At 71.6% G+C, this 20,195-nt stretch carries 16 protein-coding genes and 1 tRNA gene; 12 read left to right on the top strand and 5 right to left on the bottom strand.

What is annotated here, in order from left to right:
• Positions 1–103: 103 nt before the first annotated feature.
• The 5 genes from EAE32_RS08930 to EAE32_RS08950 all read left to right on the top strand — a co-directional run bounded on the left by EAE32_RS08930 (position 104) and on the right by EAE32_RS08950 (position 5,198).
• Complete coding sequence (locus EAE32_RS08930; protein ID WP_121864924.1) at positions 104–1,126, top strand: 4-(cytidine 5'-diphospho)-2-C-methyl-D-erythritol kinase; 1,023 nt, start codon at positions 104–106, stop codon at positions 1,124–1,126.
• Between the two features lie 121 nt (positions 1,127–1,247).
• Positions 1,248–2,690, top strand: a complete 1,443-nt coding sequence (locus EAE32_RS08935; RefSeq protein WP_121864925.1) for an RNB domain-containing ribonuclease — start codon at positions 1,248–1,250, stop codon at positions 2,688–2,690.
• A 139-nt stretch (positions 2,691–2,829) separates the two neighbouring features.
• Complete coding sequence (locus EAE32_RS08940) at positions 2,830–3,135, top strand: antibiotic biosynthesis monooxygenase family protein (RefSeq protein WP_121846524.1); 306 nt, start codon at positions 2,830–2,832, stop codon at positions 3,133–3,135.
• A gap of 213 nt (positions 3,136–3,348) precedes the next feature.
• Positions 3,349–3,987: an HD domain-containing protein gene (locus tag EAE32_RS08945; RefSeq protein ID WP_121864926.1), complete on the top strand. Its 639-nt coding sequence runs from the start codon at positions 3,349–3,351 to the stop codon at positions 3,985–3,987.
• Positions 3,988–4,139: 152 nt separating this feature from the next.
• Positions 4,140–5,198, top strand: a complete 1,059-nt coding sequence (locus EAE32_RS08950) for a GTP-binding protein (protein ID WP_121864927.1) — start codon at positions 4,140–4,142, stop codon at positions 5,196–5,198.
• 9 nt (positions 5,199–5,207) lie between these two features.
• Here EAE32_RS08950 and EAE32_RS08955 read toward each other — a convergent pair whose 3' ends face one another.
• On the bottom strand, positions 5,208–7,076 hold the full coding sequence (locus EAE32_RS08955) for an ABC-F family ATP-binding cassette domain-containing protein (protein WP_121864928.1): 1,869 nt from the start codon (positions 7,074–7,076) through the stop codon (positions 5,208–5,210).
• A gap of 335 nt (positions 7,077–7,411) precedes the next feature.
• Here EAE32_RS08955 and EAE32_RS08960 point away from each other — a divergent pair, with 335 nt between their 5' ends.
• From EAE32_RS08960 to EAE32_RS08975, 4 genes are all read left to right on the top strand, one after another.
• The gene (locus EAE32_RS08960) at positions 7,412–8,140 is read left to right on the top strand and encodes an apurinic/apyrimidinic endonuclease family protein (RefSeq protein WP_121865036.1); all 729 of its coding nucleotides are present in this window, start codon (positions 7,412–7,414) and stop codon (positions 8,138–8,140) included.
• Positions 8,141–8,211: 71 nt separating this feature from the next.
• Positions 8,212–8,283 (top strand) — tRNA-Gln (locus EAE32_RS08965).
• A gap of 64 nt (positions 8,284–8,347) precedes the next feature.
• On the top strand, positions 8,348–9,823 hold the full coding sequence (gene glmU, locus EAE32_RS08970; RefSeq protein WP_121864929.1) for a bifunctional UDP-N-acetylglucosamine diphosphorylase/glucosamine-1-phosphate N-acetyltransferase GlmU: 1,476 nt from the start codon (positions 8,348–8,350) through the stop codon (positions 9,821–9,823).
• Between the two features lie 54 nt (positions 9,824–9,877).
• Positions 9,878–10,858 carry a ribose-phosphate diphosphokinase gene (locus tag EAE32_RS08975; protein ID WP_121864930.1) on the top strand — a complete coding sequence of 327 codons (981 nt, stop codon included), beginning with the start codon at positions 9,878–9,880 and terminating at the stop codon, positions 10,856–10,858.
• A 97-nt stretch (positions 10,859–10,955) separates the two neighbouring features.
• Here EAE32_RS08975 and EAE32_RS08980 read toward each other — a convergent pair whose 3' ends face one another.
• Positions 10,956–12,572, bottom strand: a complete 1,617-nt coding sequence (locus tag EAE32_RS08980; protein ID WP_243635663.1) for a GH25 family lysozyme — start codon at positions 12,570–12,572, stop codon at positions 10,956–10,958.
• Between the two features lie 376 nt (positions 12,573–12,948).
• Positions 12,949–14,427: a sugar transferase gene (locus EAE32_RS08985; RefSeq protein ID WP_121864932.1), complete on the bottom strand. Its 1,479-nt coding sequence runs from the start codon at positions 14,425–14,427 to the stop codon at positions 12,949–12,951.
• A 572-nt stretch (positions 14,428–14,999) separates the two neighbouring features.
• Between EAE32_RS08985 and EAE32_RS08990 the strand changes: the two genes are divergently transcribed.
• Together EAE32_RS08990 and pth are read left to right on the top strand one after the other, a co-directional pair.
• A complete protein-coding gene (locus tag EAE32_RS08990) occupies positions 15,000–15,632 on the top strand; it encodes a 50S ribosomal protein L25/general stress protein Ctc (RefSeq protein WP_121846575.1) in 633 nt (210 codons plus the stop codon).
• A gap of 126 nt (positions 15,633–15,758) precedes the next feature.
• Positions 15,759–16,346, top strand: a complete 588-nt coding sequence (pth, locus tag EAE32_RS08995) for an aminoacyl-tRNA hydrolase (RefSeq protein ID WP_121864933.1) — start codon at positions 15,759–15,761, stop codon at positions 16,344–16,346.
• A 151-nt stretch (positions 16,347–16,497) separates the two neighbouring features.
• On the opposite strand, the gene nhaA is transcribed toward pth, so the two are convergent.
• Together nhaA and EAE32_RS09005 are read right to left on the bottom strand one after the other, a co-directional pair.
• Positions 16,498–17,793, bottom strand: coding sequence for a Na+/H+ antiporter NhaA (nhaA, locus tag EAE32_RS09000; protein ID WP_121864934.1), 1,296 nt, complete (start codon positions 17,791–17,793; stop codon positions 16,498–16,500).
• A 112-nt stretch (positions 17,794–17,905) separates the two neighbouring features.
• Positions 17,906–18,406, bottom strand: coding sequence for a DUF2505 domain-containing protein (locus tag EAE32_RS09005; RefSeq protein WP_121846842.1), 501 nt, complete (start codon positions 18,404–18,406; stop codon positions 17,906–17,908).
• A gap of 373 nt (positions 18,407–18,779) precedes the next feature.
• Between EAE32_RS09005 and EAE32_RS09010 the strand changes: the two genes are divergently transcribed.
• Positions 18,780–20,192, top strand: a complete 1,413-nt coding sequence (locus EAE32_RS09010) for a glycosyltransferase (protein WP_121864935.1) — start codon at positions 18,780–18,782, stop codon at positions 20,190–20,192.
• The last annotated feature ends 3 nt before the right edge of the window (positions 20,193–20,195 follow it).

Below are 20,195 nucleotides of genomic sequence, written 5' to 3' on the forward strand. Positions count from 1 at the left end.
CCGCGGAGGAGCTCGCCGCGTCCGCTACCCCTGCCGTGCCGGGGGCAGCCCGGCCCGCGGCAGAGCCTGCCCGGCCCGTGACGGAGCCCCGCGAGGACCGGGCGTGAGCGGGCCTGCCACGCGGATCACCGCGAGCGCCCCCGCCAAAACCAACCTGCTGCTGCACGTGGGCAGCCCCACCCCGGACGGCTACCACCCGCTGGAGACCCTGTTCCTCGCGGTGGACCTGCGCGAGACCGTCACGGCAACCCTGGACCCGGCGCTCGCCCGGCGGGGCCCCGGCATCTCGGTCTCGGTGGAGGCGGCCCCCGGCAGCGCGTACGAGCGCATGGTCGCGGAGGGGGCGGCTCGGCTCTCGGACATTCCCTTGGACGCCGAGAACCTCGCGGTCCGTGCGGCGCTCGCAGTGTGCGAGGCGTGGGGCGTGGCGGTGCCCGGTCTCCAGCTGCACATCGGCAAGGCGGTTCCCGTTGCGGGCGGCATGGGCGGCGGCTCCGCGGACGCGGCGGCCGCGCTCGTCGCGGTGGACACGCTGCTGGCAGAGCACCTGGGCACGGCGGCGTCGTCCCCCGAGGAACTCGCCCGGCTCGGAGCGGAACTGGGCGCGGACGTCCCGTTCATGCTGCTCGGCGGTGCGGCCATCGGACGCGGAACCGGCACCGAGCTGGAGCCCGTGGCCGCGGACGGCTCCCTGCACCTCGTCCTCGTCCCGCAGGACCAGGGACTCTCCACGCCCGCGGTCTACCGGGAGTGGGATGCCGAGCACGCGGTGGCCAGTGCCACGGAGGCCCCGGGCGGGGGCGTCGGCCTGGCGCCGGACCCGGTGCCTGCCGAGACCCTCGCCGCGCTCGCCGCGGCCGACCCGGACGCGCTCGCCGCCCGCGTGCGCAACGACCTGCAGGCCCCCGCCCTCCGCCTGCTGCCCGAGCTGGAGACCCTGCTCAACCACGGGGTGCAGCTCGGGGCGCTGGCGGGCTGGGTGTCCGGGTCGGGGCCCACGGTGTGCTTCCTCGCGCACTCGCGGGAGGCCGCCCGGCAGCTGGTCGGCGAGTTCGGCCGTGAGCGGCGTCGTGCCCTGGCGGTCACGGGCCCGGTCCCCGGCGCGCGGGTGGACTCGCGCGGATGAACCCGTGCCCGCGGGTGACGCGGGGCACAATCGGGACCAGACGCATGCGTACCACGGTTTCGAGAGCCGGCGCGTGCCCGGGGCCCACGGCTCCGGGCCCGTGACCGGGTGAGGAGTCCCCATGGCCATCCGACCGCAACAGGTCCGCCCCGTGCCCGCCCCGCTCGTCGCCGCGCTGGAGTCCCTGCAGCGCGAGCTGGGCATTCCCGCGGACTTCCCGGCCCCGGTGCACGACGCCGCCGCGGCCGCCGCTGCCTCGCCCCGCCTGCCGTCCCTGGACCGCACCGACCTGGAACTGGTGACCATCGACCCCCAGGGGTCCCGGGACCTGGACCAGGCGGTGTTCATCGAACGTGCCGGTGAGGGTTTCACCGTCTGGTACGCGATTGCGGACGTCGCCGCGTTCGTGACGCCGGGCGACCCCGTGGACCTGGAGGCGCACCGGCGGGGTCAGACCCTCTACGCCCCGCACCGGCGCACGCCGCTGCACCCGCCGGAACTCTCCGAGGAGGCCGCGAGCCTGCTGCCGGACCAGCTCCGCCCCGCGGTGCTGTGGTGCCTGGGGCTCGACTCCCACGGCGAGCTGCGCAGCACGTCCGTGACCCGCGCCGTGGTGCGCAGCCGCGCCCAGCTGACGTACCGGGAGGTGCAGGAGCAGCTGGATGCGGGCACCGCCCCCGGCGCACTGCAGCTGCTGCGCACCGTGGGACAGCTGCGGGAGCAGATCGAGCGCGAGCGCGGTGGCGTGAGCCTGCGGATCCCGGAGCAGGAGGTGGTGGTGGAGCAGGACCAGTGGCGCGTGGTGCACCGCAGCGCCCTGCCCGTGGAGGGGTGGAACGCCCAGGTCTCCCTGCTCACCGGCATTGCCGCAGCTCACCTCATGCTCGACGCCGGGGTGGGCCTGCTCCGGGTGCTCCCACCCGCCACGGACGCCGCGCTGCTGAAGCTCCGCGTGACGGCGGAGGCCCTGCGGATCCCGTGGCCGGAGGAGGTGTCCTACCCCGAGTTCGTGCGCGGGCTGGACCCGGGGACCGGGACCCACGCCGCCATGCTCTACGCCTGCACGCTGCTGTTCCGGGGTGCCGGCTACGCGGCCTTCGACGGCCGGCCGCCGGAGCAGAGCGAGCACTCGGCCCTGGCCACCCCCTACGCCCACGTGACCGCGCCGTTGCGCCGCCTCGTGGACCGCTACGGCAGCGAGGTGTGCCTGGCGCTGAGCGCCGGGCAGCCCGTTCCGGAGTGGGTGCGCCAGGCCCTCCCCGGACTGCCCGAGGAGATGGAGTCCTCGGCCCGCAGGGCCTCCGCGTACGAGCGGGGCATCGTGAACATGGTGGAGACCCTGGCGCTGTCCGCGCGCGTGGGCGAGGAGTTCACCGCCACGGTGGTGGAGGTCAGGGAGGACGGCTCCAAGGGCACCATCATCATCCGCGACCCCGCGGTGGAGGCGTCCCTCAAGGTCCCGGGCCTGCAGCTCGGCGCCGAGGTCCGGGTGCGGCTGGTCAGCGCGGATGCGGCGGCGGGACGCAGCGTGTTCGAGCCGGTGGCGGGCGCGGCTGCCGGGTGACCGGCACGAACTGCGCTCTCCCGCCCCGGTGGAGAACACCGATGGCGAGCACTCCCGATCCTTGTGAGCGCACCCCCAGCACCCGCTCACCGTCCCGGCCTACAGTGGGGTGCACCACCACAACCACCAGGAGGCTGACATGTCCGTCGTGAAGATCAACGCCATCGAGGTGCCCGAGGGCTCGGGCCACGAGCTGGAGGCGCGGTTCGCCGCCCGTCGGCACGCCGTGGACGGTGAGCCCGGTTTCGAGGGCTTCCAGTTGCTGCGTCCGGTGGCGGGGGAGAACCGTTACTTCGTGGTGACCACGTGGGCCACCCAGGAGGCCTTCGAGGCGTGGCGGGACGGCAACGCCAAGGCCGCCCACGCCGGTGGGGACCGCAAGCCCGTGGCCACCGGTGCCTCACTGCTGGAGTTCGAGGTCGTGGACCTCGGCGCCGCGGACTGAACCCACCGCCCGGGCCACGACGACGCCGCGCGCCCCTGCCCTGCGGGCTCCGCGGGACGGCACGAGGGCCGGTTGTGACTGGCACTGGACCGTCACGACGACGACGCTCGGCGCGGGTCCGCCGCCGCCCGCCGTCGTCCGTCGTCGCCGAGGACGCTGCCCGGCGGCGGCGCCCGCACCCATGAGATCACCCACTCGACCGAGGAGCACCCCATGACCGACACCGTTGCCGGGATCACCGTTCCGGACACCGCCCTGACCCGTGACATCACCGACTACGTCCGGGACACCGAGGACGACCTGCTCTACCACCACTCGCGCCGCGTGTTCTTCTTCGGGGCGCTGATCGGCCAGGCGCAGGAGCTGAGCGTGGACCACGAGCTGCTCTACGCGGGCGCCATGTTCCACGACCGCGGGCTCACCGAGGACCACAGGGACTCCACCCTGCGCTTCGAGGTGGACGGCGCGAACGAGGTCTTCGAGTTTCTCATGGAGCGCGGCGCGTCCCGGGAGCGCGCGCACAGTGCCTGGCTCGGGATCGCCCTGCACACCACGCCCGGGATCCCCGAGTTCATGGCGCCGGAGGTCGCGCTCGTGAGTGCGGGGGTGGAGACGGACGTGCTGGGCCTGCACTTCGACACGGTGAGCGAGGAGCAGCGCCGTGCCGTGGTCGAGGCCCACCCCCGGCCGGACTTCAAGAACCGGATCCTCTCCGCGTTCCACCACGGCATGGCCCACCGTCCGGGCTCCACGTTCGGCACCATGAACGCGGACGTGCTGGAGCACTTCGAGCCCGGCTTCACGCGGGACGACTTCGTGGAGATCATCAAGGGCAACGACTGGGGGGAGTGAGTCCCCACGCCCTGTGCGGCCCCGTCCGGATCTCCTCCGGGCGGGGCCGCGGCGCGTTCCACCCCCGGATTTACATGCGAACGGTTATCATGTGAGCGGGGGTGAGCCGACGGCCGCCCCCGGTACAGCACACCGCACTCAGGGAGGCACCCATGGACCCGGTCGACGTCGTGGCGGTGGTGGGCGGCTGCCCGCCCGAGCGCTCGCACTTCGCGCGGGAGGTCGCTCGCAGCACGGGGCGCATGCCGATCCCGGCGCAGCGGCTCGCGGCGGCACCGGATCCCGTGGTGGAGGCGGTGGCCCTGGTTCCCTGGTGCTCCCGCGAACAGGGCGCCCTGGTGGAGTTCCCCGACCACGCGGACGTCACCGAGCTGATCGGGGCCTGCGCGCACCCCGGTTCACCCGCGGTCCTCACCGGCGTAGTCTGCGTGGTGGATGCGGCGCACGTGATGGCGGACCTCAACCGTGAGGACTGCGTGCTGCGACCCGCCGTGCCGCACGCCCCGTGGCACCAGATCGCCCGCGCCCTGCTGCACGTGATGAACGTGGAGTTCGCGTCCGCGGTGGTGCTCGTGAACTGGGAGTCGCTGGACACCCCGCAGCTGTCCAGCACCATGGCCCTGCTCAACCACCTGGCGCCGCACGCTCGGCTGCAGCTGCACCGCGGGGCGGCGGACGGGCGGGCCGCGGTCGAGTGGACGGCCGAGGCGCTGACGGACGGAACCCCCTACGACATCACCCAGGAGCGTGCCGGGTGGGTCACCCTGCTCAACGGCGAGCACGACCCCTTCATGGCCGACCCGCACGTCAGTGCCGTGCACTACGAGAACGTGCGGCCCCTGCACCCCGGGCGGCTCGAGCGGCTTCTGGAGCACCGCCTGGAGAGCGGCGAGTTCGGCACCGTGCTGCGCTCGGCGGGCTTCTGCCGCCTGGCCACGCGCCCGGACGTCACCGCGCGGTGGAACCACGTGGGTCGGATGATCGCGTTCTCACCGCTCGCCGTGGACCAGGACCTGGGGGAGGAGGACGAGCTGCTCGCCCTCGGCCAGGACCTCGGGATCATCGGCCTGGACCTGGACGTCCCCGCTCTGACGGCTGCGCTCGACGACGCCGCCCTCACCGACGCCGAGTTCGCCGCCGGTCCCGAGGCGTGGTCCCTGTTCCCGGACCGCTTCCCGGCGTGGCCCACGGTCTCGGACCGCGCCGACTGAGTCCGGTCCCTACTGCTCCAGGGCCTCGCCCAGTTCGAGCCAGCGCAGCTCGAGCTCGTCCACGGTGTCCTGCAGCCCGGACTTGCGGGCGGCCAGCTTCCCCAGCCCCTCGAAGTCCGCGGGGTCCGCGGCGGCCATGGCCTCGTCCAGCTCCGCGACCTCGCCCTGCACCTTCTGCAGCTTGCGCTCCACGGCTCCCAGCTCCTTCTGGGCGGCACGCGCCTCGGCGCCCCCGAGCGCGGGACGGGGCCGGGCGGCGTCGTCGGGGGACGGGGTGGCGCGGGGGGCGGCACCCGGGTCCGAGGAGGCCGCCAGGGGGTTGGAGGCCCCCGTGGAACCGGCCGCGGAACCGGAGGCCGCCGTGGAGGACAGCTGCAGGTACTCGTCCACCCCACCGGGCAGGTGGCGGAACCGGCCGTCGATCACGGCGTACTGCTGATCGGTCACGCGCTCCAGCAGGTAGCGGTCGTGGGAGACCACCAGCAGCGTGCCGGGCCACGTGTCCAGGAGGTCCTCCATGGCGGCGAGCATATCCGTGTCGAGGTCGTTGGAGGGCTCGTCCAGGATCAGCACGTTGGGCTCGTCCAGCAGGATCAGCAGCAGCTGCAGCCGCCGCTTCTGCCCGCCGGAGAGGTCCTTGACCGGGGTCTTCAGCTGCGCGGAGGTGAAGCCGAGCCGTTCGAGCAGCTGCGTGGGCGTCATCTCCCTGCCACCGGTCACGTACGAGGTCTTCTTCTGGGCCACGACGTCCGAGACACGGTCCTGTGCCACATCCTTCAGCTCGTCCAGCTGCTGCGTGAGGGTGGCGATCCTGACCGTCTTCCCGCGCTTGACCCGCCCCGAGGTGGGCTGCACGTCCCCGGTGACGAGGCCCAGCAGGGTGGACTTGCCCGCGCCGTTGACACCCAGGATGCCCGTGCGCTCGCCCGGGGCGATGAGCCACGTGACGTCCTGCAGCACGCGGGTGGTGCCGGAGCCGTCCGCGGCAGGGAAGGAGACCGAGACGTCCTCGATGTCCACCACGTCCTTGCCCAGCCGGGAGACCGCCATGCGGGACAGGGAGACGGTGTCGCGCGGCGGCGGGACGTCCTCGATCAGCGTGTTCGCGGCCTCAATGCGGAACTTCGGCTTGGACGTGCGCGCGGGCGCCCCACGGCGCAGCCACGCGAGCTCCTTGCGCATGAGGTTCTGCCGCTTCTGCTCCACCACGGCGGCCTGGCGGTCCCGCTCCACGCGCTGCAGCACGTACGCCGCGTAGCCGCCCTCGAAGGGTTCGACCATCCGGTCGTGGACCTCCCACGTGTCCGTGCACACCGCGTCCAGGAACCAGCGGTCGTGGGTGACCACGGCGAGCGCGCCGGAGCTCCGCGACCACCGGGAGTTCAGGTGCTTGGCGAGCCACGTGATGCCGTCCACGTCCAGGTGGTTGGTGGGCTCGTCCAGGAAGATCACGTCCCAGTCCCCGGTGAGCAGGCTCGCGAGCGCCACGCGGCGCCGCTGCCCGCCCGAGAGCTGGCCCACGGGGGTGTCCCAGTCCACGTCCGCCACGAGCCCGGAGACCACGTCGCGCACCTTGGGGTCCGCAGCCCACACGTAGTCCGGGACGTCGCCCACCACGGCGTGGCCCACGGTCAGGTCCGGGTCCAGGGTGTCCGCCTGGTCCAGCATGCCCACGGTGGTCCCGGAGCGCACGGTCACCCGCCCGGAGTCGGGCCGGATGCGCCCGGCGAGCAGCCGCATGAGGGTGGACTTGCCGTCCCCGTTGCGGCCCACGATGCCGATCCTGTCGCCCTCGTCGATCCCCACCGTCACCGCGTCGAACACGGTCTTGGTGGGGTACTCCAGGTGTATGTTTTCTCCGCCGATCAGATGAGCCACCCGCCCAGGATACAAGCGCGCGGCGGGCTCCCCGGGTGCCGTCGGGCCGCCGTGCAGGGTCCCTGCCGCACCCCCGTCGGATGACGACGCCGCACGGCCGGGTGGGCAGGGCGCGGGCAGTTGCCCGGCCACCGGGGTGCCGGCACCGTGGCCACGTGATCCCCAGGGGCGCTTGGCCCGGTGCGCGGGCGGCGTCGTCCCCCCCCCCTCAGAGCCCCGGGTCCCGGGAGGCCCCCGACCCCTCGCCCTCAACCCCTGGTGGCCCCGGCTCAGCACCCCAACCCGGGAACCAGCGACCCAGCGAAACCCGGGCGAGCCGTGGGAGACTGGCCGGTATGCAGGAGACAGGCGTGGGCCGGCAGGGCCCGGGAACCGTTCTGGACACCCCCCAGGACCTGGCCGCCGCGGTGGAGGTGGTGCGGGCCCACCCCGGTCCGGTGGAGGTCACGATCGGGGCGAACCGCCCGGTGGGCTCGCACATGGGCTCCGTGGTGCGGCGTCAGGTCGCGCAGCAGCTGCGGGAGGCCGGTGCCGCGCCGCTGCTGCTGCGCGCCCCGGTGGCCGTGGACGAGGACATTCCCGACGAGGGGGTGATCGCCGCGGTGGACGACGCGCTGGGGCTGTGCCGCGGCGTGGGCGCGGAGATGCTCGTGCTGGCACTCGGGGGAGTCTCCCACCGGGGGCGGCAGCGGCAGCGGCTGTACTCGATGCTCGCCGCGCTCGCGGAGGCCGCTTCCGACCACGGGGTGCGCCTCATGGTGCAGAACAGCTCGGTGGTCGAGGAGGTGCTCATGCTCCTCGCGCTGCTGGACCGCGAGCACCAGCAGGGCACCCTGGACGTCACCTCCCCGCACGTGACGTCGATGGCCTGGGACGTGTCCCGCTCCCGGGCCGCGGGACAGCCCGACGACGACGCGTGGCACCACGTGCGGCGCGTCGCGGACCGGGCGCAGGTGGTGGTCCGTGGCCTGGACGAACGGGACGAGGAGGTCCTCCGCAGGAGCCTCCCGGGCTACCGCGAACAGTGCTTGAGGGGGCGCATCCTGCCCGTGCTGACGCGCTGAGCGCAGGTGCTACAGTGATTTTCCGTGTGCCTGCGGGTGCATCGTCTGTTGCCGCCCCCGGGTGACAGCGCTCCGCCATGGTGTAATTGGCAGCACACCGGCCTTTGGAGCCGTGAGTCTAGGTTCGAGTCCTAGTGGCGGAACGAACGACACATCGAGGCGAAGATGGCCCCCACCGCCTCACGAGCACCCAGAGGAGTCCGGCCCGTGAGCACCGTTGACACCGCCACGACCGGGGAGAACCCCGCCGCCGTCATCGTCCTTGCCGCGGGCAAGGGCACGCGGATGAAGTCCAAGACCCCCAAGATCCTGCACCAGATCGGTGGACGCTCCATGCTCGCCCACGCGCTCCAGGTGGCGCGCGAGCTCGAGCCGCAGTGCATCGTGGCCGTGGTCCGCCACCAGCGCGACCTCGTGGCCCAGCACATCGCGGACGTGGCACCGGGCGTGCTCACCGCGGACCAGTCGGACGTCCCGGGCACCGGTTCCGCCGTGGACGCGGGCCTGGAGGTGCTCGACGCCGAGACCCCCGTGAGCGGCACCGTGCTGGTGACCTACGGTGACGTCCCCCTGCTCACCGCGGACACCCTGCGCTCCTTCCTGGCCCACCACACCGAGCACGGCAACGCGGTCACGGTGCTCACCGCGGACCACCCCGAGCCCGGCAAGTACGGCCGGATCCTGCGGGACGCCCACGGGCGGTTCACGGAGATCAAGGAGTTCAAGGACGCCACCGAGGCGGAGCGTGCGGTCACCGAGGTCAACTCGGGCATCTTCGCGTTCGACGCCGCGGTGCTGCGCGACGCGCTCTCCCGCGTGGACACCGACAACGCCCAGGCCGAGAAGTACCTCACGGACGTCCCCCGCCTGGCCCGCGAGGCCGGCCACCGCGTGGACGCCCTGAAGATGGCCGACTACATGGAGCTCGAGGGCGCGAACGACCGCGTGCAGCTCGCCGCGCTCGGCCACTACCTCAACCAGCGCACGCTGCAGACCCACATGCGCAACGGCGTCTCCATCGTGGACCCCGCCACCACGTGGATCGACGACACCGTGGAGCTGGAGGCGGACTCCACCGTGCTGCCCGGCACCCAGCTGCACGGGCGCACGCGGGTGGCCGAGGACGCCGTCGTGGGCCCGGACACGACCCTCACGGACGTGACCGTGGGCCGGGGCGCCACCGTGACCCGGACGCACGGCAGCGAGTCCGAGGTGGGTGCCGGTGCCACCGTGGGGCCGTTCGCGTACCTGCGTCCCGGCACGGTGCTCGGGGAGGACGGCAAGATCGGCACGTTCGTGGAGACCAAGAAGTCCACGATCGGACGCGGCTCCAAGGTGCCGCACCTCTCCTACGTGGGGGATGCGACCATCGGCGAGAACTCCAACATCGGCGCGGCCTCCGTGTTCGTGAACTACGACGGTGTGAACAAGCACCGCACGAGCATCGGCAACGACGTCCGCATGGGCTCGGACAACATGTACGTGGCCCCCGTGACCGTGGGCGACGGTGCCTACTCCGGAGCCGGCACCACGGTCCGCAAGGACGTCCCCGCCGGCGCACTCGTGCTCACCGAGGGCAGGCAGGTCATCGTGGAGGGGTGGGTGCAGAAGCACCGCCCCGGCACGGCGGCGGCCCGCGCGGCGGAGGCCGCCCAAGAATCTGACCGCGGCACCGGCGCCTGAGCCAGAGCGCCACGCGAGCAGGAACCCCAGGAACGTCAGAGAAAGCGAGTTCACATGACCGGCATCACCAACACGGGTTCGAACCGGATGGTTCTGCTCTCGGGTCGGGCGCACCCCGAGCTCGCGGAGCGCATCGCCAGTGAGCTGGGCACGGACCTGGTTCCCACCGACGCCTACGACTTCGCCAACGGTGAGACCTACGTGCGCTTCGGCGAGTCGGTGCGCGGTGCGGACGCATTCCTGATCCAGTCCCACCCCGCGCCCATCAACCAGTGGCTCATGGAGCAGCTCATCATGCTGGACTCCCTCAAGCGGGCGTCCGCCAAGTCCATCACCGTGGTCAGCCCGTTCTACCCCTACGCGCGCCAGGACAAGAAGCACCGCGGCCGCGAGCCCATCTCCGCCCGGCTCATCGCGGACCTGTACAAGACCGCGGGCGCGGACCGGCTGATGTCCGTGGACCTGCACACCGCGCAGATCCAGGGCTTCTTCGACGGGCCCGTGGACCACCTCATGGCCATTCCGCTGCTGAGCGACCACGTGCGCTCCGTGGTGGACGTGGACAACGTGACCGTGGTGTCCCCGGACACCGGGCGCGTGCGCGTGGCCGAACAGTGGGCCGAGCGCCTCGGCGGAGCCCCGCTCGCCTTCGTGCACAAGACCCGTGACATCACCGTGCCCAACCAGGCGGTCTCCAAGGAGGTCGTGGGCAACATCAAGGGCCGCACGTGCGTGCTGATCGACGACATGATCGACACCGGCGGCACCATCACCGGCGCCGTGCAGGTCCTCAGGGACCAGGGTGCCTCCAACGTGATCATCGCCGCCACGCACGCCGTGTTCTCCGGTCCCGCGGTGGAGCGACTCTCCACGTGCGGTGCGGACGAGGTGGTCGTGACGGACACCCTGCCGGTGCCGCCCGAGCACCAGTTCGAGAACCTCACGGTGCTCTCCATCGCCCCGCTGATCGCCCGCGCCATCCAGGAGGTCTTCGAGGACGGCTCGGTCACGAGCCTCTTCAACGGCCGCTCCTGAACCGGGCACCGTCCCGGGCCCGCCCCGGGATGCGGAAGAGCCGCCCACGTCGTCCGACGTGGGCGGCTCTCTGCCGCGTGGGCTCAGGCGGGCAGGATCAGATGTTCAGGACCCGCACGTGGCCGGTCCTGGTGTGGAACGTGATCATGTACCCGTTGGAGAAGTTCTGCCGGACCTCGTCACCATAGCGGTACTCGTCCGTGGTGGGGAACCCCATGCCGCGTTCCATGCCGCTCCGGGACCAGCGCTTGCCGATGGCCCCGTACTCCTTGACGGCGTGAGATCCCGAGCGGGAGGTCCACATGACCTTGGTGCTCTGACCGGATGGAGTGCGGAACACCTGGTAGGCACCCCCCGGGATGGAGCGCTCCTCGTTGACCGGGAATCCGTAGCCCCGTTCGCGGCCCGTTGCTACGAACTTGCCGCCAATGCCGCTCGTGTTGCGTAGCATGTGCGCGCCGGTGTTCGGGTGCCAATACGCGGTTGTGATCACCCCGTTGCGGGAGAACTGCTGGTACCGGCCACCGTAGGCGGCGTCCTTCTCTGCGGACACAGGCTGCCCCCAGACCCCGGCACCGCCGGTCGCGTTGTAGACGGCAGCGATGCCGCCGCGGACCGAGTAGCCAGAGGGGCGCCCACCCAGCGGGGCGTAGGACGCGGACGATGCGAAGGACTGGAACTGGGCCCAGGACCCGCCGTAGACGTTGGAGTCGCCGGAGAACGGGCCGTTGTCGGAGAACTGCCACAGGTCGTGACGGGACCAGCCGTTGGGCATGTACGCGGGGTAGTCCACCCCGTAGGACGCCAGGTGGAGCGGGTGGTTGTTGAACTGGGCGGTGTTGCCGGTGCACGTGTACCACCAGTCGGCGGTGGTGTAGATCGCGGGCAGGCGCCCGGTGCGCTGCTTGTACCGGTCCGAGAAGGACTTGATCCAAGAGTTCATCTGCGGGGCGGACATGTTGTAGCACGTGTCGCCCAGCGAGGGGTAGGGGTTGTACTCGATGTCCAGCAGGCCCGGCAGGGTGCGGCCGTCCGCGGACCAGCCGCCGCCGTTGTTCACGAAGAAGTCCGCCTGGGATGCCCCGTCGGTCTGGCTGGGAAGGGCGAAGTGGTACCCGCCGCGGTTCATGCCCACGGCGTAGGACCCGGTGTACTGGTCGTTGAAAGCCTCGGAGCGGTACCCGATGCCCTCGGTGGTCTTGACGTACGCGAAGCGCGCGCCCGCGGCGTACTCGGCGCTCCAGTTGATGGCGGGCTGCCACCCGGAGACGTCCATGCCCGCGATGCCCGCGGGGCGCCAGGACCCGGCACGGACCACCAGGGACATGGAACCGGCGGGACCCACGCCGCCCTGGTCCGCGGCCTGTGCGGAGGCGCTCGGCGCGCTCGAGCTCTTGCCCGACGGCGCGGGGTTGCCGGACGAGGTGCTGCCACCCAGGACCGCGGCCTCCACCTTCTCGAGCTCCTTCTCGGAGGCCGCCGAGACCTTGGTGGTGTCCTCCATGGACTTCATCTTCTGGCCCATGGTGGCGCCGGGATTCCTGTCCCCGGTCTTGGGAGGGGCGGCCGGCAGCCGCGGATCGTCGACGACCGTCTTGAGCTCCTTGGTCTCCACGGAGACCACATCGCCCTTGCCGGGGTTCAGGTTCTGGTGCGGATCATTGCTCGCCGCGGCGGGCAGGAGCGTCGTGAGCACCAGTGCGGTTGCGGTCACGGCTGCGGGCAGAACTGTTCTGTGGAGGGTGGTCATACATGATGCCTTACTGCACGGGGGGAGAGCTGCTCGGCAGGCGGGAAGGGGAGCAACCTGGGGGGACGCACTGGAAAGTGTAATTGTTCGCATCGAGTTTCGGGGTATTTCGCCCGCCGGGAGCGCATAACGGGGAGATTTCATTCGGAAAAAGATTCGATGTCGCACGGGCTCGGCACCCGAGGCCTCGTCCGGGCGGGCGGCTCTGCGGCGGGGTGCTCCGCCCGGACGACGAAACGGCCGCGCCCCTCCCGGAGGAGGGGCGCGGCCGGTGAGAGGGCGTCGTCGTGCGCGCGGCGCCGCCTGCCAGCGGTGGACCGAGCGTGACCGAGGGCGGGGCTCAGTAGGCGCCGTCGGAGGCGAAGACGGCGCGCACGGTGCGGAGCATGATCACCATGTCCTGGACGGGGGACCAGTTCTCCACGTAGTACAGGTCCAGCCGGACGGTCTGGTTCCAGTCCAGGTTGGAGCGCCCGGAGACCTGCCACAGCCCGGTGATGCCCGGGCGGACCCGGAGACGGCGGTAGACGTGCTGCTCGTACTTGTCCACCTCACTGGCCAGTGGCGGACGCGGTCCCACGAGGGACATGGTGCCGTTGAGGACGTTGATGAACTGGGGCAGCTCGTCCAGGCTGTAGCGGCGCATCCACTTTCCCGGCCGGGTCACCCTGGGGTCGTCCTTCATCTTGAAGAGCACCCCGCCCTCGGACTCGTTGGCGGCGGTCAGAGCGGCCTTGCGCTCCTCCGCGTCCACGTACATGGAACGGAACTTGAGCATCTTGAAGCGGGTGCCGTCGATGCCCACCCGCTCCTGGGCGAAGAAGGCCGGGCCGCCGTCGTGCGCCTTGACCAGGATGCCGAGCACGATCATCACCGGGGAGAGCAGGACCAGCGCGGTGAGCGAGCCCACGATGTCGATGAGGCGCTTGACCAGCTTCTTGGCGCGGGTGAACCGCGGCGTGGCCACGTGGATCAGCGGGAGCCCCGCGAGCTGCTGCGTGTGGATGCGGGGCCCGGCCACGTCGGTGAGCCCGGTGTTCATCACGAGCCGGATGCGCTCGTCCGCCAGTGCCCATCCCAGGTGGCGGATCTCGGTGGTGGTCAGCGGCACGGAGGCGGCCATGACCAGGGTCTCCACGTCGTGCTCACGGCAGGCCTGCACGATGCCCTGCACGCTCGGGCGCTCCTGGGCGGCCAGCGCGTTGCAGGGCAGCTCCACGGTTTCCAGTGACTGCGGCAACCGGTGGTGCGAGGTGGGCATGTAGACGGCCACGGGGTCGAAGCCCGCGTCGGGACGGCTCTGCAGCTCACCCACGAGTTCCACGGCCCCCGGGAAACGGCCCACCACCATGGTGCGGGACATGTTCAGCCCCTGCTCGCGCCGGCGCATCAGCTTCCGGCGGGCCCACAGCCGGCCCACGAGCAGGATGACCGTGCCGAGGGGCAGGGCGATGAGGATGTAGCCGCGGGCGGTGGGCACGTTGAGCGCGTAGGACGCGATGGCGATGGCGGCGAAGAGTGTCAGGGATGCGGTGACGACCTGCTTGGCCTCCTCCGCCCCGTTGCCGATCAGCCGGACCCCGCGGGTGCCGCGAAGCTCGAGCCAGATCCACCACCCGACGGCGAGGAGCAGGCCCACGAGCCAGTAGGGGATGGGCAGGGCCTCCAGGTTGAGCAGACCCTGGAGCCACCCGAAGCGCAGTGCCTGGGCGAGCGCGAGCGCAAGGACGAGCGAGGCGGCGTCGTACACGCGCAGCTCCCGCTGGTAGCTCTCGCGCCACGAGAGGTGCTTGTGCTGGTGACTGGCTTCCTGGAACACGGTCGACGAACCTTCCCCCACAAACCGTTCGACGGCGAGACACCCCACGCGCTCGCTCGGATGCCGGGGTTCGAATCAGAGGCGACCCCCGCACCACGGTGTTCATCTCCCCCGAGATTTACGCCCGCTAACAGTGGAATATACTCCCTCACCTGGTCTAATACCTGCCGAATGCATGGTTCAGCACAGATTTGTGGACATCTGGCAGCCGCGTTCGGTGCCGGACGTGGACCGGATGGGGGTCATCTGTCGGCCACTCTGGTGCGCGAGGGACATCGGCCCCACGGTTGCCGTGCGGAGGCGGGGTGGGAGTGCGACCGGCGGCGGCCGCGCGGGTGGTGCGTGCTATCCTGACCCGGTTGCCAAGGCGAGGGGGCAGTCGTGCTGCCCCGTTATCGACGACGGCCTGTGGATCCTGACGATCCACCGCACCCGGTGCAGATCCTCCCGGGCGGTGGGACACCTGGGGCCGCACCACGTCGATCGGACGCCGTCCGCGACCGTGGTGCCGGGCACCGCGTGCGGACGGTCTGACGGCGACCGACCAGACCCACGACCGAAGGAGCACCACCATGGTGGACATCATCACCATCCCCGCAACCCTGCGCACCGAGTTCGGCAAGGGCTACGCCCGCCGCGTGCGCGCCAGCAACCAGATCCCCGCCGTGATCTACGGCCACGGGGCCGAGCCGCTGCACGTGGTCCTGCCGGGTCACCAGATGATGCTGGCCTCCCGCAACCCGAACGCCGTCCTGGAGATCAACGTGGACGGTGAGGGCCACCTGGCCATGATCAAGGAGGTCCAGCGCCACGCCGTGCGCCCCGAGATCCTCCACATCGACCTGCTGACCGTTCGCCGCGGCGAGCGCGTCGAGGTCGAGATCCCCGTGACGGTCGAGGGCGAGGTTGCCCCCACGGCCATCCACAACGTCGAGGAGAACGTCCTCGTGGTCGAGGCCGATGCCCTGAAGGTCCCCGAGCACCTGGTGCTCGACATCGAGGGCCTCGAGGCGGGCGAGCACGTCTACGCGAAGGACGTCACCCTGCCCTCCGGCGTCACCCTGGTCTCCGACCCCGAGCTGCTCGTGGTCAACGTGTCCGAGCCGGTCGAGCAGGACCTGGGCGAGGAGCCCGAGACCGAGGGTGAGGAGTCCGAGGAGGATGCCTCCGAGGGGACCGCCGAGGAGTCCTCGGACGACGAGTAGGCCTCTCGACCCCGTCACCTCCCGGGTGGCGCGGTCACGTGATGAGCGGCGGCGGGTGCCTCGGGTGCCCGCCGCCGTCGTCGTCCCGGCGTGGGCGGCGCCCAGGACGAGAGCGAGGAGCACGGCATGACGGAACGCACCCTGGTGGTGGGCCTCGGCAACCCGGGGGACCGGTACGCGGGCACGCGGCACAACATCGGCGCCATGGTGGTGGCGGAGCTCGCGGCGAGGGCGGGCGTGACGCTCTCGGCGCACCGGGCGCGCGCGGTGGTCGCGGAGACGCGCATGCGCCCGGGAGCCCCGAGGCTCGTGCTCGCGCAGCCGCTGAGCTGGATGAACGTCTCGGGCGGGCCCGTGAGGGCACTGAGCACCTACTACTCCCTGGGGCTCGAGGACCTGGTGGTGGTCCACGACGACATCGACTTTCCCTTCGGGGCGGTGAAGCTCAAGCGCGGGGGCGGTGAGGGCGGGCACAACGGCCTGCGGGACATCTCGAAGGCCATGAAGGGCAAGGACTACGTCCGCGTGCGCGTGGGAGTGGGCCGCCCGCCCGGACGCATGGACGCCGCGGACTACGTGCTCAAGCGGTTCTCCGGTGCCGAGGCCAAGGAGCTGCCGCTGCTGGTCTCGGACGCCGCCGACGCCGTGGAGATGCTCGCCGAGCAGGGCCTCACCGCCACCCAGCAGCACGTCCACGCGCGCAACCCCGCCTGATCGGGCGCGCGCCGCCGCTCCGCCGAGCGCGGCCACGAGACCTACGGGCCGCGGTCGGCCGTCCGGCGCACGGACGACGCCGCACGGAGACGAGCAGTGCCCCCTCCCGTCGGGAGAGGGCACTGTGCACGTGCGCGGCGTCGTCGTCCGGTCAGTCGAGCGTGTCCGGGTCGTGCCCGGCGGCGCGCATGGCCTTGTACTTGGCGTTGCGCGGCGCGATCAGGCAGCCGCCGATGACGGCCGCGAGCAGCGAGCCGCAGAGGATGCCCACCTTGGCGTGGTCGCTGTGGGGGCTGCCCTCACCGAAGCTCAGCTCGGCGACCAGCAGGGACACCGTGAACCCGATGCCCGCCACCACGGTCATGCCGAGCATGTCGAACCACGTGTAGTCCCTGTCCTTCTCGGCGGACGTGAAGCGGTCCATGAGCCACGCGGCGCCGAAGATGCCGATGGGCTTGCCCAGCAGCAGGCCCGCCACGATGCCCAGGGCCACGGGGTCCGTGGCGGCGGAGGTGATGCCCTCCCAGCCGCCCACGGCCACGCCCGCGGAGAAGAACGCGAACACGGGGATCACGAGCCCGTTGGACAGCGGCCGGAAGCGGTGCTCCAGGGCGGGCGCGAGGCCCATGCGCGGGTCCTCCTGCCGGATGATCCGCGGCTTCTGCTTCAGCACGGGCACCATGAACCCCAGCAGCACGCCGGCAATGGTCGCGTGGATGCCGGACTCGTACACGAGCCACCAGGTGACCACGCCGATGGGCAGCAGGATGACCCACGCGGCCCAGTGCCGGGCCATGAACCAGCCCATGTACTTGTGCGTGAGGAACCAGAAGAGCGCGAGCAGCACGGCGGCGCCCAGCAGGAACGGGAACCTGACGCTCTCGGTGTAGACGAAGGCGATGATCGCGATGGCGATGAGATCGTCCACCACCGCCAGGGTCAGCAGGAACGTGCGCATGGCGACGGGCAAGGAGGAGCCCACCACGGCGAGCACGGACACGGCGAACGCGATGTCCGTGGCGGTGGGAATGGCCCACCCGTGCAGCGCAGTGGGTTCGCCGCCCGAGGCGAGGTTGATCCCCAGGAAGATCAGCGCGGGGGCCACGACACCCCCGGCGGCGGCCACCACGGGCAGGATCGCCTTGCGGATGTTGTGCAGCTCCCCGTCCACGAACTCGGCCTTGAGCTCCAGGCCGGTCAGGAAGAAGAACACCGCGAGCAGCCCGTCCGACGCCCAGTGGCCCACGGTGTGCTGCAGTCCGGCCACACCGCCCGGGCCCACCTCGGCGTCACGCAGCCCGAAGTAGACGTCGCTCCAGGGGGAGTTGGCCACCACGAGGGCCAGCACCATGGCGATCAGCAGGAGGAGGCCGCCGGTGGTGTCCCGGCGGAGGAAGGTGGTGATGGGTCCGCCGGATTCGGAGGACGTCTGCGTGTCCGTGCTCAAGTCGAATGTCTCCCAACGCGCGGGCCTCGGGTGGACCGCGTCTGTCGTGTCGAGTGCGCGACGGCCGGGCGGCACGGGTGCCGCCCGGCCGTCGCGCGCCGTGCAGGGTGGCTCAGTGCGAGGAGATCCAGGCCTCGGCCTGGCGGGCCTGCAGGGTCAGGGCCTTGCCGATGTACGGCTCGGCGGCGGCGGCGATCTTCTTGCCCACCAGCGGGATGCTGGCCTGCACCTCACCGGAGACGTCCACGGAGGTCTCCTGCTCGCCCAGGGCCTTGAGCTGCTGGGTGGCGGTGGCGCCCACGGGCAGCCCACCGGCCTTGATCTCGGTGCGCACGGAGCGGGAGCCGTCCGCGGCGGGGGCGTCGTAGGTGTCCACCTGGGTGAGCTTCACACCGTTCTTGACCACCTTCTTGACGGCGTCCGGGAGCTTGTCCGCACCCATGGTGCGCACGGTCGTGGCGGTGAACGCGGTGGAAGTGTCCCCGTTCACCTCGAAGGACTCGAACTGCGCCCCGGCGAGCTCGCTGACGTGGCGCACGAACGCCTCGTCCACGAAGGTCCTCAGGACGGTGTCCAGCGGTGCCTTGATGGTGGTGGATGCGTTGACGGACATGGTGCTCCTTCTGGATCGGTGCCGGTACGTCGGAGCCCGCGCGGGACAGAGGCCGTTGCGGGTGCTGCGCCCATCCTAGTCGCGCGGCCGACGGGGACCCCCCCCCACGTGCGCTCCGGGGAGGGCGTGGGGTTCGCCGTGCCGAACTCCGGGGGTGCCACGGTGGGGGTGTCCGCCAAAGAAGGGGCAGGGAAGATGCGGGTGGCGGCATTTCCGGCTCCGCCGCGAATCTAGACTGAGGGCGGTCACAGCGCGCACGGCGTGGGTGGACCGCACGTGCCGGGGTGGGGATCCCGGTGCGGCACGTGGACGTGCGTGCTTCCGGGGGCGTGCCGCGGCGGGTGCCGGGGTGCGCGCAGACAACGGGGGATGAATGTATCAGCAACAACTGCGCGAGGGTGCCGACGGTCCGGTCACCGCCTCGACCTGCGCACATGCCGACGACGACGCCCACGCGGCTCCCGGCGCGGCGGCCGGTGGCGGGGGTGGGCGCGCTCCCGTGGTGCTGCACGTGGTGGAGGCCTTCGGAGGGGGTGTGGCGGCGGCCGTGCGGGACTACGCCCGCGCCACCCCGGAGTGCGAGCACCACCTGCTGTGCCACCTGCGCCCCGAGGCCGTGAATCTCGAGGCTAACTGGGACGCTGATTTTGCATCGGTCCGTTCGCTGCCCGGGGGACACCTGGCCAACGTCAAGGCCACCCGCTGGGCCATCCGCGCGGTGAAACCGGACGTCATCCACTCGCACTCGAGCTACGCCGGCGTGTACGCACGCACGGCCGTGGGACACCTGCCGCGCCGCCGCAACGACACCCTCTCACCGCTGAACGCTCCCGCTGCGCCCACCACGCGCGCCGAGCGGCAGGGGGATCTCCTGGCGGGTGCCGAGCTGCCTGCCGCACCGGAGGAGCGGACCACCGTGCGGGGCGCCGGACGCCGCCCGGGCCGTTCCGTTCCGGCACCGCTGGGGAGGGCGGTGCGCGAGCTGACGAACAACAAGTACCTGGACCTCTCGCTGACCCGGATCAAGCAGGTGTACACGCCGCACGCGTGGTCCTTCTCGCGGCTGGACCGCTCCCGTCTGACCCGGCTGGGCTACTGGCTGCTCGAGGGGGCACTGGCCGCCCGCACGGACGTGCTCGCCGGGTGCTCCAAGGCGGAGAACAACGTGGCGCACTGGGGGCCGATCGCACCCCGCACGGTGTACGTGCCCAACATCGCCCGCCCGTGCGGTGAGCGCAAGCGCCGTCCCGCGCCGGGCGAACCGCTCGTGCTCGCCGGCGCGGGGCGTCTGGCGGCGCAGAAGGACCCCGTGTTCTTCGCCCAGGCGGTGGACGCCATCCGCGCCGCCGGCCATGACGTGCGCCCGCTGTGGATCGGTGGCGGGGACGAGGGCGTGGAGCGGCTGCTGCGCGAGCACGGTGTGGAGGTCACGGGCTGGGTGGGCCACGAGGAGGTGCGCCAGCACCTCGCACGGGCGGACGTCTACCTGCACACGGCGCGCTGGGAGGGCTTTCCCATCACGGTGCTGGAGGCGGCGCTCAACGACATCCCCGTGATCGTGCGGCGCATCAGGGTGTTCGACGACGCAGGGCTGCCGGTCGTCGTCGACTCGCCGCAGGAGGTGGCGCGGCACTGGGAGGAGATCACGGACGAGCGGGCGCGGGACGCCGTGTCCGCATGGGCCCGCCGGGCGCTGTGGGAGAACTGCCGTGAGGTGCAGCGCCAGCGGCTGGGAGAGATCTACGGCATCCGCGTGCCGCTCGCGGAGCGCACCCTCGCGCGGTGACCG

The sequence above is a fragment of the Kocuria tytonicola genome (genome assembly GCF_003687175.1).
Taxonomy (GTDB): Bacteria; Actinomycetota; Actinomycetes; order Actinomycetales; family Micrococcaceae; genus Kocuria; species Kocuria tytonicola.